At 71.2% G+C, this 15,179-nt stretch carries 14 protein-coding genes and 1 pseudogene; 8 read left to right on the top strand and 7 right to left on the bottom strand.

What is annotated here, in order from left to right; translation table 11 throughout:
• Positions 1-72: 72 nt before the first annotated feature.
• Positions 73-1,098 (bottom strand): annotated as a pseudogene (locus tag BZY54_RS51290) (RNA polymerase sigma factor); the annotation flags it as partial.
• Positions 1,099-1,508: 410 nt separating this feature from the next.
• Positions 1,509-2,447: an RNA polymerase sigma factor SigF gene (locus BZY54_RS42140; protein WP_167414159.1), complete on the bottom strand. Its 939-nt coding sequence runs from the start codon at positions 2,445-2,447 to the stop codon at positions 1,509-1,511.
• Positions 2,448-2,687: 240 nt separating this feature from the next.
• On the opposite strand from BZY54_RS42140, the gene BZY54_RS42135 reads away from it, so the two are divergent.
• Together BZY54_RS42135 and BZY54_RS42130 are read left to right on the top strand one after the other, a co-directional pair.
• Positions 2,688-3,065, top strand: a complete 378-nt coding sequence (locus tag BZY54_RS42135) for an STAS domain-containing protein (protein ID WP_086730653.1) — start codon at positions 2,688-2,690, stop codon at positions 3,063-3,065.
• A gap of 256 nt (positions 3,066-3,321) precedes the next feature.
• A complete protein-coding gene (locus tag BZY54_RS42130; protein ID WP_086730652.1) occupies positions 3,322-3,870 on the top strand; it encodes an ATP-binding protein in 549 nt (182 codons plus the stop codon).
• A 342-nt stretch (positions 3,871-4,212) separates the two neighbouring features.
• Here the strand turns inward: BZY54_RS42130 and BZY54_RS42125 are convergent, their stop codons facing one another.
• Positions 4,213-5,709 carry an oligopeptide:H+ symporter gene (locus BZY54_RS42125; protein ID WP_086730651.1) on the bottom strand — a complete coding sequence of 499 codons (1,497 nt, stop codon included), beginning with the start codon at positions 5,707-5,709 and terminating at the stop codon, positions 4,213-4,215.
• Between the two features lie 549 nt (positions 5,710-6,258).
• Between BZY54_RS42125 and BZY54_RS42120 the strand changes: the two genes are divergently transcribed.
• Positions 6,259-6,936: a response regulator transcription factor gene (locus BZY54_RS42120; protein WP_061919258.1), complete on the top strand. Its 678-nt coding sequence runs from the start codon at positions 6,259-6,261 to the stop codon at positions 6,934-6,936.
• Between the two features lie 34 nt (positions 6,937-6,970).
• The gene (locus tag BZY54_RS42115) at positions 6,971-8,242 is read left to right on the top strand and encodes an ATP-binding protein (RefSeq protein ID WP_086730650.1); all 1,272 of its coding nucleotides are present in this window, start codon (positions 6,971-6,973) and stop codon (positions 8,240-8,242) included.
• A gap of 109 nt (positions 8,243-8,351) precedes the next feature.
• Here the strand turns inward: BZY54_RS42115 and BZY54_RS42110 are convergent, their stop codons facing one another.
• The gene (locus tag BZY54_RS42110) at positions 8,352-8,906 is read right to left on the bottom strand and encodes a GtrA family protein (protein ID WP_086730649.1); all 555 of its coding nucleotides are present in this window, start codon (positions 8,904-8,906) and stop codon (positions 8,352-8,354) included.
• 277 nt (positions 8,907-9,183) lie between these two features.
• On the opposite strand from BZY54_RS42110, the gene BZY54_RS42105 reads away from it, so the two are divergent.
• From BZY54_RS42105 to BZY54_RS42095, 3 genes are read left to right on the top strand one after another with little or no spacing between them, the layout of a single operon-like run.
• Positions 9,184-10,323: a 5-(carboxyamino)imidazole ribonucleotide synthase gene (locus BZY54_RS42105; RefSeq protein WP_086730648.1), complete on the top strand. Its 1,140-nt coding sequence runs from the start codon at positions 9,184-9,186 to the stop codon at positions 10,321-10,323.
• Complete coding sequence (purE, locus tag BZY54_RS42100; protein WP_086730647.1) at positions 10,320-10,847, top strand: 5-(carboxyamino)imidazole ribonucleotide mutase; 528 nt, start codon at positions 10,320-10,322, stop codon at positions 10,845-10,847. The genes BZY54_RS42105 and purE overlap by 4 nt, the downstream gene beginning before the upstream one ends.
• A gap of 5 nt (positions 10,848-10,852) precedes the next feature.
• Positions 10,853-12,031 (top strand): dipeptidase, encoded by a 1,179-nt coding sequence (locus tag BZY54_RS42095; RefSeq protein WP_086730646.1) that lies wholly within the window; start codon positions 10,853-10,855, stop codon positions 12,029-12,031.
• A gap of 13 nt (positions 12,032-12,044) precedes the next feature.
• On the opposite strand, the gene BZY54_RS42090 is transcribed toward BZY54_RS42095, so the two are convergent.
• On the bottom strand, positions 12,045-12,437 hold the full coding sequence (locus BZY54_RS42090) for a VOC family protein (RefSeq protein ID WP_086730645.1): 393 nt from the start codon (positions 12,435-12,437) through the stop codon (positions 12,045-12,047).
• Positions 12,438-12,478: 41 nt separating this feature from the next.
• Positions 12,479-12,838 carry a VOC family protein gene (locus BZY54_RS42085; RefSeq protein ID WP_086730644.1) on the bottom strand — a complete coding sequence of 120 codons (360 nt, stop codon included), beginning with the start codon at positions 12,836-12,838 and terminating at the stop codon, positions 12,479-12,481.
• 136 nt (positions 12,839-12,974) lie between these two features.
• Between BZY54_RS42085 and BZY54_RS42080 the strand changes: the two genes are divergently transcribed.
• On the top strand, positions 12,975-13,481 hold the full coding sequence (locus BZY54_RS42080) for a CGNR zinc finger domain-containing protein (RefSeq protein WP_086730643.1): 507 nt from the start codon (positions 12,975-12,977) through the stop codon (positions 13,479-13,481).
• A 127-nt stretch (positions 13,482-13,608) separates the two neighbouring features.
• On the opposite strand, the gene BZY54_RS42075 is transcribed toward BZY54_RS42080, so the two are convergent.
• The gene (locus BZY54_RS42075; RefSeq protein WP_086730642.1) at positions 13,609-14,952 is read right to left on the bottom strand and encodes a UDP-glucose dehydrogenase family protein; all 1,344 of its coding nucleotides are present in this window, start codon (positions 14,950-14,952) and stop codon (positions 13,609-13,611) included.
• Positions 14,953-15,179: the final 227 nt, after the last annotated feature.

Raw genomic sequence — 15,179 nt, 5'->3', positions numbered from 1 at the left:
CCCCGAGCGAGGGAGAGCACCACCGGCGTTCGGCGGGCGCGGTGACCACTCCCTCTGTGCCTGCCCAGGTCACGGTGACGGCGACGGTGCCGGCCCGCCCCGCGACGGCCTCCCCGTCCGCGACCTCGCGGTCGCCCTCGCCGGCACCGTCGCCGTCACCGTGACCTGGGCAGGCACAGAGGGAGTGGTCACCGCGCCCGCCGAACGCCGGTGGTGCTCTCCCTCGCTCGGGGAGAGCAGGAAGAGCAGCAGCGGTGTGAGGGCCACGCCGAGCGCCGCCGAGGCCAGCACGTAGCGGCGGACCGGCGGCCAGGCCGAGGTCCCCGCGCCAGTCCCCGGGCGTGCCCCGGCGCGCGGGCCCGGTTCGGGCCGCCGCGTGACGTAGGCCGTGCCGCCCCAGGGCAGCAGGCCCTCGGCGAGCGCGGTGCGCGGGTCGTCGCGCAGCGCGAACTGCTCCTCGAACGCGGCCGTGCAGTGCGGGCAGTGCGCCATGTGGGTGTGCAGGTCGGCGCTGGAACGGGGGTTGTCCGGCCGTACGGACTCCTCGATCAGCCGCCGGAAGTCGCCGCAGTGCGGGTCGTCGGAGGCAGCGAGGCGGCTTCTGAGCCGGGCCCGGGCCATGGCCTGGAGCGCCTGCGGGGCGCCGTAGCGCACGTCCTCGCGGGTGAGCCCGAGGAACACGGCCGTCCGCTCTTCGCTCTCCCGCTCCACGGTCCTGTACCAGAGCAGTCCCTGGGCCCGGACCGGCAGCGACTGGAAGGCCGTGAGCAGGGGCGGCTCGAGGCTCTCGGGACCGGCGGTGCCGAGGACCGGCGGCAGCCCCGCGTCCAGGCCGCCCGAGCGTTCGTCGCGCGCCCGGGAGGCGGCCGAGCGGGCGGTCAGCAGCAGGAGTTGCAGCCGCACCGGGACGCCGCGGTCCACGCCGCGAGCGCTCTCGCGGGCGGCGTGGGTGAACGCCTGCGCCGCCAGTTGCCGTGCCGCCGACTCGCCGGTCGTGCACTGACGGGCGTAGGCGAGCACGGCAGCGTGGTGGCGGGCGCGCAGTTCCCGCAGCGCCGGATGGACGGTCGGTGTGTCGCCACGCAGCAGTCCGACCAGCCGCGCGTCGGGCGTCCCCGCGTACGGCCCGGCCGCTGCGCCCGGAGCCCCCGCGTACCGCCTCCCGGCTTCGCCGGGCGCGCCCTCGTGCGCACCGGCCGCCTCGCCGGACGCGCGCGTGTACGCCCCGGCGGCCTCGCCGGGGGCATGAGCAGGGGACCCGCCGCCGGCATCCCCGGACTCGACGTCGTCCTCGGTCCCGTCGGCCCGAGCCATCGCCCGCCTCCTCGCAGCCCCGGCCGGCATCCCGGAGTCCTGACCTACCGGCCGGTTTGGAGGGCGACCCTAGCGGGGGAGGCGGGGCGGTGAAAGAGGTTTCCCCGGGTAACCGGGTGCCGCCGGTGCGCCGCCGTGACGGATTCCGTCCGGTGCCGATCGGGCACCGGACGGAGAACCTCATGTCAGGCCGGTCACTCCTCGACCGTCAGCCCCTTGCGCAGCCGCACCAGCGTGCGCGACAGCAGCCGTGAGACGTGCATCTGCGAGATGCCGAGCTCGTCGCCGATCTCGGACTGGGTCATGCCCGCCACGAACCGCAGGGAGAGGATCTTCCGGTCGCGGCAGGGGAGTTCGGCGATCAGCGGCTTCAACGACTCGATGTACTCGATGCCTTCGAGCCCGTGGTCCTCGTAGCCGATCCGGTCGGCGAGCGCACCCTCGGAGTCGTTCTCCTCGGGCTGGGCGTCCAGCGAGGAGGCGGTGTAGGCGTTGGACGCCGCCATGCCCTCGACCACCTCGTCGTTGGACAGGCCGAGGTGCTCCGCCAGCTCTCCCACCGTCGGCGCCCGGTCCAGCCGCTGGGCCAGTTCGTCACCGGCCTTGGCCAGGTCGAGCCGCAGCTCCTGGAGCCGGCGCGGTACGCGCACGGACCACGAGGTGTCACGGAAGAAGCGCTTGATCTCGCCGATGATGGTTGGCATCGCGAAGGTCGGGAACTCGACGCCCCGCGAGAGCTCGAAGCGGTCGATCGCCTTGATCAGGCCGATGGTGCCGACCTGGATGATGTCCTCCATGGGCTCGCTGCGGGAGCGGAAGCGGGAGGCGGCGAACTTGACCAGCGCGAGGTTGAGCTCGACGAGGGTGTTGCGGACGTACGAGTACTCGTGAGTGCCTTCCTCGAGGGACTCCAGCCGCTCGAAGAGGGTCCTGGACAGCGCCCGGGCGTCGTCCGGGGCCACCTCGTCGTACGGGGGGATGTCCGGAAGTCCGGCCAGCGCGGCGGCCGGGTCGACCCGCTCCGCGCGTACGTCGTCCTGAAGCTCGATGGGATCCAGATGGTCCGGAGGGGGTGTCGACGTCGTCGTCTGGGTATGCGAGGCGTCGAGCCGGGGTGACATGATGTCCTCCATCGTTCTCGGCATATGGCTGCCGAAGCCAATTCGTGCACTGCGGTGTGCGGCGCCTCCAAAGCCGGCCGTGTCGGGTACGTGTCCCTACTAGCCCTACCCGCTTTCCCAACCCAACCGCAAGTGCGTTCTGTCGCTATATGTCCGTTTGTGTGTGGTTGTTCGGGTGTCGGAGCGGTGAGGGAAGGCGTAGTGTTCGAGGGCGTCAGTCAGCAGCCAAGACACCCGGGAGAGAGAGACGGCATGGACCGCGGGACGGTCGGCAGTGCACAGTCGGGCCGGCTTCTGGTGGAGGTGCGGCAAGAGGGTTCCAGCGCCGTCGTGACACCGGCTGGTGAGCTGGACCATCACACGGCCGACCTGCTGCGCGAGCCTCTCGAGGAGTGCCTCGCCAAGGGGCGCTCACGCCTGGTGGTGGACTGTTCGCGCCTGGAGTTCTGTGACTCCACGGGGCTGAACGTGCTGCTGGGGGCGCGACTGAAGGCGGAGGCGGCCGGGGGAGGTGTCCATCTCGCCGGGATGCTGCCGGTGGTGGCGCGCGTGTTCGAGATCACAGGAGCGGAGGCGGTCTTCAGCGTGCACGACACGCTCGAGGACGCTCTGGCCGACGAGACCGGCTGATCCGGTCGTCGTGCCGTCGGGGGTGTCGCTTTCGTGTGCCGTCGGGCGGAATCCTTCCTTCAGTCCGTCGGTCCGTCTGCCGTGCCGCGGCGGACGTGACGCTCCGCGCGCCGGAAAACGGGGGTGTCCCGTGGGATCGGTCGGGCAGGAGTCATCCTGGACGGATCGGCAACGGCGTACCGACATGTACGCGTGCAGTGACTTTGTGTAGTGACGTGTGAATCGTGAACTGGTGAATCGGTGAGGTGAAGCGCTGATGAGCACCACCCGGCCTTACTCGCCGGGCGACCGCGGCCCGGAGCCCAGCGGCGCTTCCGGGGCGTCCGAAGGGGGCGTGCCGCCGAACGGGGCGTCCGCAGGGGGTGCGACGGCTGTGCCTGCAGTCCCGTCGGGGGGTCGCCAGGTCCGCAGGCTGAGCTTCGACGGCGCGAGCGGCGTCGTGCCGCTCGCCCGCGACTTCGCCCGCCAGGCGCTGTACGCGTGGGGCTGGCTGCCCGCCGCGAGCGCCGACCGGCGGGCCGCCGCCGAGGACGTGCTCCTCGTCGTCTCCGAGCTGGTCACCAACGCCTGCCTGCACGCCGAGGGCCCGGACCAGATGGAGATCGCCTGCGACAACAAGGTGATCCACATCGAGGTCTCCGACCGCGGCACCGGCCAGCCGGCCCCACGCACCCCGCACCGCGCCGGCCGCCCCGGCGGCCACGGCATGTTCATCGTCCAGCGCCTGTGCCTCGACTGGGGCGTCGTGCGCGTGCCCGGCGTCGCCGGCAAGAAGGTGTGGGCGGAGCTGGGGGCACCCGCGTAAGGGGCTCGTCCCGGCCCGGGGTCCCCGCGGCTCTCCCGGTTGGGGTTTCTTCCTCCGTCGTTTCAGCGCTTCTCGGTATTCCCGGTGCTTCTCCGCGCGTCGGATCCTCACGGGTCCGGCGCGCTTCGTGTCTTCCCCGCTGCCCTGCTGCCCGTGCTGTCGGCCGATGGGAGCCCATGGCCCCCAGCCGCCCGGTTCGACAGACCCGATGGCCCGCACGCGACCGCACGCGACACCCGGCAGCGCCCGTGGCCCGACCCGGAGACGCCGGAGGGCCCCCGCATCCCGTACGGATGCGGGGGCCCTCCGGCGGAACGGCGACCGGCGAACCTGAGCCGTGCGTCAGCGCACGTCGCCCATGAGCGCCTTGACCTTCTTGCGGTACATCCACACCGCCACACCGGCCACGACGGCGAGGACGGCCTCCAGGGCGACGATGCCCGTCTTGTTGAGGTCGACACCGGCGATGGAGAGCAGACCGGTCGTGGCGTCACCGGCGGTGACGGCCAGGAACCAGACGCCCATCATCTGCGAGGCGTACTTGGCGGGTGCCATCTTGGTGGTGACCGACAGGCCGACCGGGGAGAGCGTCAGCTCGCCCACGGTCTGCACGAAGTAGATCGCAACCAGCCACAGCGCGGCCGCCTTGTGACCGCCGTCGGCGATCGCCAGCGGGGCGAGGAAGAGGAAGAAGGACGCGCCGACCAGCAGCAGACCCATGGCGAACTTCACCGCGGTGCTCGGCTCCTTGCCGCGCCGGGCGAGCGCGACCCACAGCCAGGCGAAGACCGGCGCGAACGCCATGATCATGACCGGGTTGACCGACTGGTACCAGGAGACCGGGAAGCCCCAGCCGAAGACGCTGTTCTCGGCCGACTTCTCGGCGAACAGCGACACGGTCGAGCCACCCTGGTCGTAGATCATCCAGAACACGGCCGCGGCGACGAAGAACCAGATGTACGCGGTCATCTTCGACTGCTCGGTGCGGTCCAGGTCCTTGTCCCGCTTGATCCGGGCGATCACCAGTACCGGGATGAGCAGACCGGCGATGGTGATCGGGACCAGCAGCCAGTTCAGGGTGTAGACACCGGAGAAGCCGACGATGGCGTAGAAGACGACGGCGACGGCCGCCCACAGGGCCGACTTGCGCAGCATGGCCGTCTTCTCCTGCGCGGACAGCGGCGTCGGGACGACGTCGGAGCGCGCGTCCAGGTGGCGCGAGCCGAGCAGGAACTGGCCCAGACCCAGCGCCATGCCGAGCGCGGCGAGCGCGAAGCCGATGTGCCAGTTGACGTTCTCACCGACCGTGCCGATGACCAGGGGCGCGGCGAAGGCACCCAGGTTGATGCCGATGTAGAAGATCGTGAAGCCGCCGTCCCGGCGCGGGTCGTCGGTGCCCTTGTACAGGTGGCCGACCATCGTGGAGATGTTGGCCTTCAGCAGACCGGAGCCGATGGCGACGAGACCGAGGCCGGCGAAGAAGCTGCCGGACCACGGCAGGGCCAGCGTCAGGTGGCCCAGCATGATGATCGTGCCGGCGGCGGCGACGGTCTTGCGGGGGCCGAGCATCCGGTCGGCGACCCAGCCGCCCGGCAGGGCGAGCAGGTACACGAGGGACAGGTAGACCGAGTAGATCGCGGTCGCGCTGGCCGCACTCAGGTGCAGGCCGGCCGGCGCCACCAGGTACAGCGGGAGCAGCGCCCTCATGCCGTAGTAGGAGAACCGCTCCCACATCTCGGTCATGAAGAGGGTGGCCAGGCCGCGGGGGTGGCCGAAGAAGGTCTTCTCGGAACCGGGGGTGCCCGGTTGGACCGAGTCCTTCGTCAGGCTGGACGCCATGGTCGTTCCTTGCTGGTCGGGACGCGCTGCGTCGAGCCGGACGCGCCCGGTGGGGGGCGGCCGGCACCGGCAGGGCCGGTCGTCCACCCCACGCCCAGGGGAGTCCGCCCCGGATCGCGGAGCGGAGGACGGCGGCCACCGGGATCCACGCCTCACGCCGCGCATGAGCGTGCGATGAGGCCCGGCCCTAGGTCATTCCTTTCGAGGCCGGTCGGAGCCGGCCGGCACGCAAAAGGGACCCTCAGCGTCGGAAGAGCGCCAAAGGTCCGCTGCGTGCTACAGGCGTTCAGGTCACCATACGGCAGGACACTGCCGGATATGGAAGGACTTGAGACGCGGATCACAGGTTGAAAGGGAACCGAGCCCGCCCTTTCGAAGGTGTACTCAAGGATCGCATCCCTGCTCAATGGTCCGGACCGGGGAACGTGCAGGGTTCGCGTCCGCCGTGTGGGCACTCCGTGACCATAGGGGCGGAAGGTAAGAGCAGCGGACTTCGATCACACCGCAGCTCCAGCCCAGCAGGCGGCACCGTCGGACTACCATCACTCCATGACCCGTGTACTGCTCGCCGAGGACGACGCGTCCATCTCGGAGCCCCTGGCCCGCGCACTGCGCCGGGAAGGCTACGAGGTCGAGGTGCGTGAGGACGGACCCACCGCGCTCGACGCCGGAATGCAGGGCGGTGTCGACCTGGTCGTGCTGGACCTCGGTCTGCCCGGTATGGACGGCCTGGAGGTCGCCCGTCGGCTGCGCGCCGACGGTCACGCCGTGCCCATCCTGATCCTGACCGCGCGTGCCGACGAGGTCGACACGGTGGTCGGCCTGGACGCGGGCGCCGACGACTACGTCACCAAGCCCTTCCGCCTCGCCGAGTTGCTCGCCCGGGTCCGGGCCCTGCTGAGGCGCGGCGCCGCCGAGCCGCAGCAGCCGCCGGCCACGCACGGCGTGCGCATCGACGTCGAGTCCCACCGTGCCTGGATGGGCGACGAGGAGCTCCAGCTCACCGCCAAGGAGTTCGACCTGCTCCGGGTGCTCGTGCGGGACGCGGGCCGGGTGGTCACCCGCGACCAGCTGATGCGCGAGGTCTGGGACACGACCTGGTGGTCGTCGACCAAGACACTGGACATGCACATCTCGTGGCTGCGCAAGAAGCTCGGCGACGACGCGGCGAACCCCCGTTACATCGCGACCGTGCGTGGCGTGGGCTTCCGCTTCGAGAAGAGCTGAGCCCGCCCCACGGGTTTCTTACGGGTAAGAGGTCATGCGCCGCCGACTGATCCAGTCCACGCTCGCCGTGGTGCTCGTGGTGATCGCCGTCTTCGGCGTCTCCCTGGTGATCGTGGAGAGCCGCACGATCAGCAACAGCGCACAGGAGCGGGTCGACTCCGAGGCGCTCCGGCTGGCCAGCATCGTCGACGGGCGGCTGTTCGGCGACGAGACGGTCAACGCGGAGATCCTGCACGACCAGGTGGCTCCCGGTCAGTACGCGGTGATCGGCATTCCCGGCCAGCCGCCCATCGAGATCGGCAGCAAACCGGCCGGTGACGTGATCCACTCCACCGCCAAGGGCGAGCAGGGCGAGACCGTCCGGATGGAGGAGTCCCGTTCCTCCGTCACCCGTGAGGTCGGCCGTACGCTGCTGATCATCGGCCTGGTGGCGCTGCTGGCGGTGGTGGCGGCGGTGCTGCTCGCGATCCGCCAGGCCAACCGGCTCGCCTCACCGCTGACCGACCTCGCCGAGACCGCCGAACGGCTCGGTTCGGGTGACCCGCGCCCCCGGCACAAGCGCTACGGCGTCCCGGAGCTGGACCGGGTGGCCGACGTGCTGGACTCCTCCGCCGAGCGGATCGCCCGGATGCTGACCGCCGAGCGGCGCCTGGCCGCCGACGCCTCCCACCAGCTGCGTACGCCGCTGACCGCGCTGTCGATGCGCCTGGAGGAGATCACCCTCACCGACGAGCTGGACACGGTGAAGGAGGAGGCGAACGTCGCGCTCACCCAGGTGGAGCGGCTGACGGACGTGGTGGAGCGGCTGCTGACGAACTCCCGCGACCCGCGCATCGGCTCCGCGGTCTCCTTCGACCTCGACGAGGTACTCCAGCAGCAGATCGCCGAGTGGCGGCCCGCCTACCGCAGCGCCGGCCGCGCGATCGTCAGCTCCGGCAAGCGGCACCTGCAGGCCGTGGGCACCCCCGGCGCGGTCGCACAGGTCCTGGCCGCGCTGATCGAGAACTCCCTGATGCACGGCGGCGGCACGGTGGCGCTGCGCACGCGCGTGACCGGCAACCAGGCGGTCGTGGAGGTCACCGACGAGGGGCCGGGAGTCCCCGCCGATCTGGGCGCGCGGATCTTCGAGCGCACGATCAGCGGCCGCAACTCCACCGGCATCGGGCTGGCGGTGGCGCGCGACCTGGCGGAGGCCGACGGAGGGCGTCTGGAACTCCTCCAGACCCAGCCACCGGTCTTCGGGCTGTTCCTGTCCCGCACGCCCCCGTTGAAGAAACACCCGGACGAGCAGCCGACGGTGCGCTAGGTGTATTGACCCGCAGCGTTGTTCACGCGGATGATCGGTGGCCGGCCGCCACCCGCGAGAGCGCCGGGGCGATCGTGCCGGGTGCGGTGGGTGCCCGCCGGGCGGTGGGTCAGCGGGGGACCCTGGTCGGGCGCGGCTTCCCGGACTGTGTCTCCGCCTGGAGGAACGACTCAGCTCCGGCCACGGCCTCCCGGCCGGGCAGGGCGCGGAAGACCCAGGTGCGATAGGACCAGAAGCGGAACAGCGTCGCGATGCCGATGCCGAGGAACTTGAAGACGTTGCTCTGCAGCGGGCTGTCCCAGCCGAAGCCGTAGGTCGCCAGGTACAGCACACCGTTCTCGATCACCAGTCCGACCACGCTGAACAGCAGGAACAGGGTCAGTTCCTTGGTGCGGCCGCTCTTGTCGCGGTCCCGGTACGTGAAGTAGCGGAAACCGATGTAGTTGAAGATGATCGAGACGACGGTCGCGATGACGCTCGCCCGCACCACCTGCAGGTCGGTCACGTGCCGTACCAGGTTGAACACGAGCAGGTTGACAAGGAGCCCCGCTCCGCCCACCGCGCCGAACTTGGCGACCTCGCGCCAGATCCGGCCGACGCGCAGCAACAGCGCGCCCTGGGGCGCCGGGGGCGCCGATCGATGCCCCGAGGAACCACGTCCCATGGTCGTGCAGGCCCCCGTCCGGGTTGGTTTCGTCAACCCCGCCATGCTAACCAGCGGCCGGTGGCCGCGCCTGCGGACGGGCCATGAGCTGGGGAACGGGTCGGAAAGAGACCCGGAAGAGGCAGGAAAGAGCCGGCGAAACGGTCGGTAAGAGGACAAGCGGTCAGCGGCCGTCAGAGGGTGCGGGGGCGGGCGTGGTGAGGGGCGCCGCGAGGGAGCCGGGCACTGCGCAGGGCGTGGAATCCGGCCACGTCTGCGCGGCCGATACCCTGGGGGCGTGACGTTCCCGGTAGTCGGCATGGTCGGCGGTGGCCAGCTCGCTCGTATGACACACGAGGCGGGCATCCCGCTGGGCATCAGGTTCAAGCTTCTCAGTGACACTCCCCAGGACTCCGCGGCGCAGGTCGTGAACGATGTCGTCGTCGGCGACTATCGCGATCTGGACACGCTGCGCGAGTTCGCGCGAGGGTGCGACGTGATCACCTTCGATCACGAACACGTGCCCACCGAGCACCTCAGGGCCCTGGAGGCGGACGGCGTCGCCGTGCGCCCCGGCCCCGACGCGCTCGTGCACGCCCAGGACAAGGGGGTGATGCGCGCGAGACTCGACGCGATCGGTGTGCCCTGTCCACGGCACCGCATCGTGAGCGACCCGCAGGACGTGGCCGCGTTCGCGGGCGAGGGAGACGGGTTCCCCGTCGTCCTGAAGACCGTCCGCGGCGGCTACGACGGCAAGGGCGTGTGGGTGGTCGACTCCGTGGAGGAGGCCGCCGAGCCGTTCCGCGCGGGTGTTCCCGTGCTCGCCGAGGAGAAGGTCGACTTCGTCCGGGAGCTGGCCGCCAACGTCGTGCGCTCCCCGCACGGCCAGGCCGTGGCCTACCCGGTGGTGGAGTCCCGGCAGGTGGGCGGCGTCTGCGACACCGTGATCGCCCCGGCCCCCGATCTGGACGAGGACCTCGCGCTGCGCGCCGAGGAGATGGCCCTTCGGATCGCCAAGGAGCTCGGCGTGGTCGGCCACCTCGCCGTCGAGCTGTTCCAGACCCGCGACGGCCGCGTCCTCGTCAACGAGCTGGCGATGCGCCCGCACAACTCGGGCCACTGGAGCCAGGACGGCGCGATCACGTCCCAGTTCTCAAACCACGTCCGCGCGGTACTCGACCTGCCGCTGGGCGACCCGCGCCCGCGCGCGAAGTGGACGGTCATGGTGAACGTCCTCGGCGGTGACTACCCCGACATGTACTCCGCGTACCTGCACTGCATGGCCCGCGACCCGCAGCTCAAGATCCACATGTACGGCAAGGACGTGAAGCCCGGCCGCAAGGTCGGACACGTCAACACCTACGGCGACGACCTGGACGACGTGCTGGAGCGCGCCCGTCACGCAGCCGGATACCTGAGAGGCACGATCACCGAATGAGCCCAGTTGTTGGCATCGTCATGGGGTCGGACTCCGACTGGCCCGTCATGGAGGCCGCCGCCAAGGCGCTCGACGAGTTCGAGATCTCCTACGAGGTCGACGTGGTCTCCGCGCACCGCATGCCCCGCGAGATGATCAGCTACGGCGAACACGCGGCGGAACGCGGACTGAAGGCGATCATCGCGGGCGCGGGCGGCGCCGCCCACCTGCCCGGCATGCTCGCCTCCGTCACCCCGCTGCCGGTGATCGGCGTGCCCGTCCCGCTGAAGTACCTGGACGGGATGGACTCGCTGCTGTCGATCGTGCAGATGCCGGCCGGTGTGCCGGTCGCGACGGTCTCGGTCGGCGGCGCGCGCAACGCGGGCCTGCTGGCCGCCCGGATCCTCGCCGCCCACGACGAGGAGCTCCTGACCCGGATGCGCGAGTTCCAGCAGGATCTCAACGACCAGGCCACCGAGAAGGGCAAGCGGCTGCGCGCCAAGGTCGAGGGCGCCGGCGGCTTCGGCTTCGGCACGGGGAAGTGACGCCGATGGCCTCCATCGAGGAAGCCCGGTACCTGTTGCGTGAGTTCCCGGTCGTCGACGGCCACAACGACCTGCCCTGGGCGCTGCGCGAGCAGGTCCGCTACGACCTCGGCGCCCGTGACATCGCCGCCCGCCAGAACGCCCACCTGCACACGGACATCCCCCGCCTGCGCGCGGGCGGGGTCGGCGCGCAGTACTGGTCGGTGTACGTCCGCGCGGATCTGCCCGACCCGGTCCCGGCGACCCTGGAGCAGATCGACTGCGTACGGCAGCTGCTCGACCGCTACCCGGCGGACCTGGCCCCGGCCCTGACCGCCGCCGACATCGAGACGGCGCGCGCGGACGGCCGGATCGCCTCGCTGATGGGCGCTGAGGGCGGCCACTCCATCGCGAACTCGCTCGGCACCCTGCGCGCGCTGCACGCGCTCGGCGTGCGCTACATGACCCTCACCCACAACGACAACGTGGCATGGGCGGACTCGGCGACGGACGAGCCCGGGGTGGGCGGCCTGTCGGCGTTCGGCCGCGAGGTGGTGCGGGAGATGAACCGCCTGGGCATGCTGGTGGACCTCTCCCACGTGGCCGCGACGACCATGCGGGACGCGCTGGACACCTCGGCCGCCCCGGTGATCTTCTCCCACTCCTCCTCCCGGGCCGTCTGCGACCATCCGCGCAACATCCCGGACGACGTGCTCGAACGCCTGCCCGCGAACGGTGGCGTGGCGATGGTGACGTTCGTACCGAAGTTCGTCCTCCAGGCCGCCGTCGACTGGACGGCCGCGGCCGACGAGAACATGCGGGCGCACGGCTTCCACCACCTCGACACCACCGAGGAGGCCATGAAGGTCCACCGGGCCTTCGAGGAGTCCCACCCGCGCCCCGTCGCCACCGCGGCCACGGTCGCCGACCACCTCGACCACATGCGCGAGGTCGCCGGCGTCGACCACCTCGGCATCGGCGGCGACTACGACGGCACGGCCTTCACCCCCGACGGCCTCAGCGACGTCTCCGGCTACCCCAACCTGATCGCCGAGCTGCTGGACCGCGGCTGGTCCCGGTCCGACGTGGCCAAGCTGACCTGGCAGAACGCTGTGCGTGTCCTGGGCGCCGCCGAGGACGTGGCCCGCGACCTGCGGACCACGCGCGCGCCGTCCAACGCGACCATCGAGGAACTCGACGGCTGACCGGGGCCGGCCGCTACGGACGCTCGATCCGGCACAGGCAGAACGGATGCCCGGCCGGATCGGCGTAGACCCGGAAGTCCTTGTTCTCGGTGTCCTCCAGGTCGAGCGGGCGTGCGCCCAGCGCCAGCACCTTCTCGTGGGCGGCGTCCATCTCCTGCCAGGTGGACCCGGCGTCGAAGTCGACGTGGAACTGCTGTGAGTTCCGGTCCGCGCGCGGCCACTCCGGCGGGGTGTGGGCGGGCGCCCGCTGGAAGGCGAGCCGTGGGCCGTCGGGGACCCGCAGGACGACCCAGTCGTCGTCCTCGGGCTCCGGCGTGCCGCCGCCGACCCGGGCGTAGAAGTCGGCGAGCGCGTGCGGGTCGGGACAGTCGATCACGACGGAACGCAGACGTGCCACAGCAGGCATGTGTCACCCTCCCGGAGTCGGTCACGGTCGGCAGGCGCCCCTCAGCAGGCGCAGAGGCAGAACGGGTGCCCGGCGGGGTCGGCGTAAACCCGGAAGGTGCGCGTGCGGTCCGTCGCGTCCAGCGGCTCCGCGCCGAGGGCGAGGACGCCCTTCTCCGCCGCGTCCAGGTCGTCCACCACGAGATCCAGGTGGAACTGCTGCGAGCGGTCGGGCGACGGCCACTTCGGCGGCACGAACCCGGGCGCCGCCTGGAACGCCAGCGACGGCCCGCCCGGCACCTTCAGGTCCACCCAGTCGCCCTCGCCCTCCACGGTTCCGCCGAGCACCTCGGCGTAGAAACCGGCGAGCGCGCGCGGGTCGGGACAGTCCAGAACGACGACACCCAGCTTGGCGAGAGCCATGAGTTCCTCCCAGGAGTGGACGGCTGGTCACCCGTAGACATTGGTTACCCGTAGAACCGGGTAACCGGTAACCGTTACCGCATGCTCCCCCATGACAGGTAACACCGCAACAGGTTTGCGAGGTACCGTCGCTGCCATGAGTGAGAGATCGGCCGCGCCCGGAGGACTGGCGCTGGTCGAGTCCCTGGTGAACACGCTGGACCTGGAGACGGGCGGCGACTCGCTCGATTCGCCGGAGGGCCGGGCGCCCTTGCGGATCACCGAGGCGGAACTGCCGAGCGCGCGCGAGCTGCGCGAGTCGCTGCGGGCGACACTTCTGGCCCACGCCGGGCACCCGCCGCACCGGGAGGTGACACCTCTGGGCGAGCTGCTGGCGCGGGCCCCGCTGCTGGTCGCGGTCGACGCGCGGGACGGCTCCGCGACCCTCGCCCCCGCCGACACCGGCACCCTCACCTCCCGTGTGGCGGCCGCGGTCGCCGAGGCACTGGTCGCGGGCACCTGGACCCGGCTGAAGGCCTGCGAGGCGGACACCTGTCACTGGGCGTACTACGACCGCAGCCCGGCCGGCCGCGGGCGCTGGTGCTCGATGCAGGTGTGCGGGGCACGCGCGAAGATGCGCCGGTACCGCGCCAAGGAGCCGTGAGCACCCCTCCCGTGGTGCAGAATGCGGGAAGACGCCGGTTCGGCCGACTGAGCCTCGGCCGAACCGGCGTCACCCTTTCACCGCTCGTTCGCCTTCGGGGCGCTCAAGCCCGTGCGGCTCGCTGCCGTCAGGCGGTCGGCCGCCCCATCGCCCGGTAGGTCCACCCGGCCCGCCGCCACAGGTCCGGGTCCAGCGCGTTGCGGCCGTCCAGGACCAGCCGGGCCGCCACGACCTCGCCCAGCTCGGCCGGGTCCAGCTCGCGGAACTCACGCCACTCGGTCAGGTGCAGCACCACGTCCGCGCCCCGGACCGCCTCCCGCGCGGACTCGGCGTACCCGAGCGTCGGGAAGACGCGCCGGGCGTTGTCCATGCCCTTGGGGTCGTAGACGGTCACCTGGCCGCCCTGGAGGTGGATCTGCCCGGCCACGTTGAGGGCGGGCGAGTCCCGCACGTCGTCGGAGTCGGGCTTGAAGGTGGCGCCGAGCACCGCGACCCGCTTGCCGAGGAAGGGTCCGCCGCCCAGCGCCTGCCGGGCCAGCTCCACCATCTGCCCGCGCTGGCGCATGTTGATCGAGTCGATCTCGCGCAGGAAGGTCAGCGCCTGGTCGGCGCCCAGCTCGCCGGCGCGCGCCATGAAGGCGCGGATGTCCTTGGGCAGGCAGCCGCCGCCGAAGCCGATCCCGGCGCGCAGGAACTTCCTGCCGATCCGGTCGTCGTACCCGATCGCCTCCGCCAGTTTGGCGACGTCGCCGCCGGCCGCCTCGCACACCTCCGCCATCGCGTTGATGAAGGAGATCTTCGTGGCGAGGAAGGAGTTCGCGGAGGTCTTCACCAGCTCGGCGGTCGGAAAGTCGGTGACGACGAAGGGCGAGCCCTCGCCGATCGGCGTGGCGTACACCTCGCGCAGCAGCTTCTCCGCCCGCTCGCTGCGCACGCCGACCACGATCCGGTCCGGGTGCAGCGTGTCCTGGACGGCGAAGCCCTCGCGCAGGAACTCGGGGTTCCAGGCCAGCTCGGCGTCCTCGCCCGCGGGCGCCAGATCGGCGATCGTACGGGCCAGGCGGTTCGCCGACCCGACCGGCACCGTCGACTTGCCGACGACCAGCGCGGGCCCGGCCAGGTGCGGGGCGAGCGAGGCGATCGCGGACTCGACGTAGGACATGTCGCAGGCGTACTCGCCGTGCTTCTGCGGAGTGTTCACGCAGATGAAGTGGACGTCGCCGAAGGCACCCACCTCGGCCCAGTCCTGGGTGAAGCGCAACCGCCCGCTGGAGCCCTCGATGCCGGCCACGTGCCTGCGCAGCAGCTCCTCCAGGCCCGGCTCGTACATCGGGACCTCGCCGCGCTGCAGCATCTCGATCTTCTCGGGCACGACGTCCAGGCCCAGCACCTCGAACCCCAGCTCGGCCATGGCCGCGGCGTGCGTCGCGCCGAGATAGCCGGTGCCGATCACGGTGATCTTGAGGCTCATGGATGCTCCAGGAGGGACGGTGGTGATGCGCTGCCCGAGCATATCGGGGGCATGCGCGAGCCCATCGCCGGGCAATGTCCCCGCTGTCGCCAAGCTCACGTATCACCGGCGTGGGCGGGCGCCCTAATATTTGGGTTACTTAACGGTAGTTAGCGTCATCACTGGTCGTCTTTGGAGCGTGAGAGACCTTGGCCGGATCGGCTGATTTCGACCTGTACCGCCCGTCC

Origin of the sequence: Streptomyces carpinensis, from assembly GCF_002154505.1 — a bacterium.
GTDB lineage: Bacteria > Actinomycetota > Actinomycetes > Streptomycetales > Streptomycetaceae > Streptomyces > Streptomyces carpinensis.
This window is presented reverse-complemented; position numbering and strand designations above follow the sequence as displayed.

Coding starts and splice junctions, on each gene's coding strand:
- BZY54_RS42115 (WP_086730650.1), top strand. CDS start 6,971: ATGCGCCGCCGACTGATCCAGTCCACGCTCGCCGTGGTGCTCGTGGTG.
- BZY54_RS42130 (WP_086730652.1), top strand. CDS start 3,322: ATGAGCACCACCCGGCCTTACTCGCCGGGCGACCGCGGCCCGGAGCCC.
- BZY54_RS42080 (WP_086730643.1), top strand. CDS start 12,975: ATGAGTGAGAGATCGGCCGCGCCCGGAGGACTGGCGCTGGTCGAGTCC.
- BZY54_RS42090 (WP_086730645.1), bottom strand. CDS start 12,437: ATGCCTGCTGTGGCACGTCTGCGTTCCGTCGTGATCGACTGTCCCGAC.
- BZY54_RS42120 (WP_061919258.1), top strand. CDS start 6,259: ATGACCCGTGTACTGCTCGCCGAGGACGACGCGTCCATCTCGGAGCCC.
- BZY54_RS42110 (WP_086730649.1), bottom strand. CDS start 8,906: ATGGGACGTGGTTCCTCGGGGCATCGATCGGCGCCCCCGGCGCCCCAG.
- BZY54_RS42125 (WP_086730651.1), bottom strand. CDS start 5,709: ATGGCGTCCAGCCTGACGAAGGACTCGGTCCAACCGGGCACCCCCGGT.
- BZY54_RS42075 (WP_086730642.1), bottom strand. CDS start 14,952: ATGAGCCTCAAGATCACCGTGATCGGCACCGGCTATCTCGGCGCGACG.
- purE (WP_086730647.1), top strand. CDS start 10,320: ATGAGCCCAGTTGTTGGCATCGTCATGGGGTCGGACTCCGACTGGCCC.
- BZY54_RS42135 (WP_086730653.1), top strand. CDS start 2,688: ATGGACCGCGGGACGGTCGGCAGTGCACAGTCGGGCCGGCTTCTGGTG.
- BZY54_RS42085 (WP_086730644.1), bottom strand. CDS start 12,838: ATGGCTCTCGCCAAGCTGGGTGTCGTCGTTCTGGACTGTCCCGACCCG.
- BZY54_RS42140 (WP_167414159.1), bottom strand. CDS start 2,447: ATGGAGGACATCATGTCACCCCGGCTCGACGCCTCGCATACCCAGACG.
- BZY54_RS42095 (WP_086730646.1), top strand. CDS start 10,853: ATGGCCTCCATCGAGGAAGCCCGGTACCTGTTGCGTGAGTTCCCGGTC.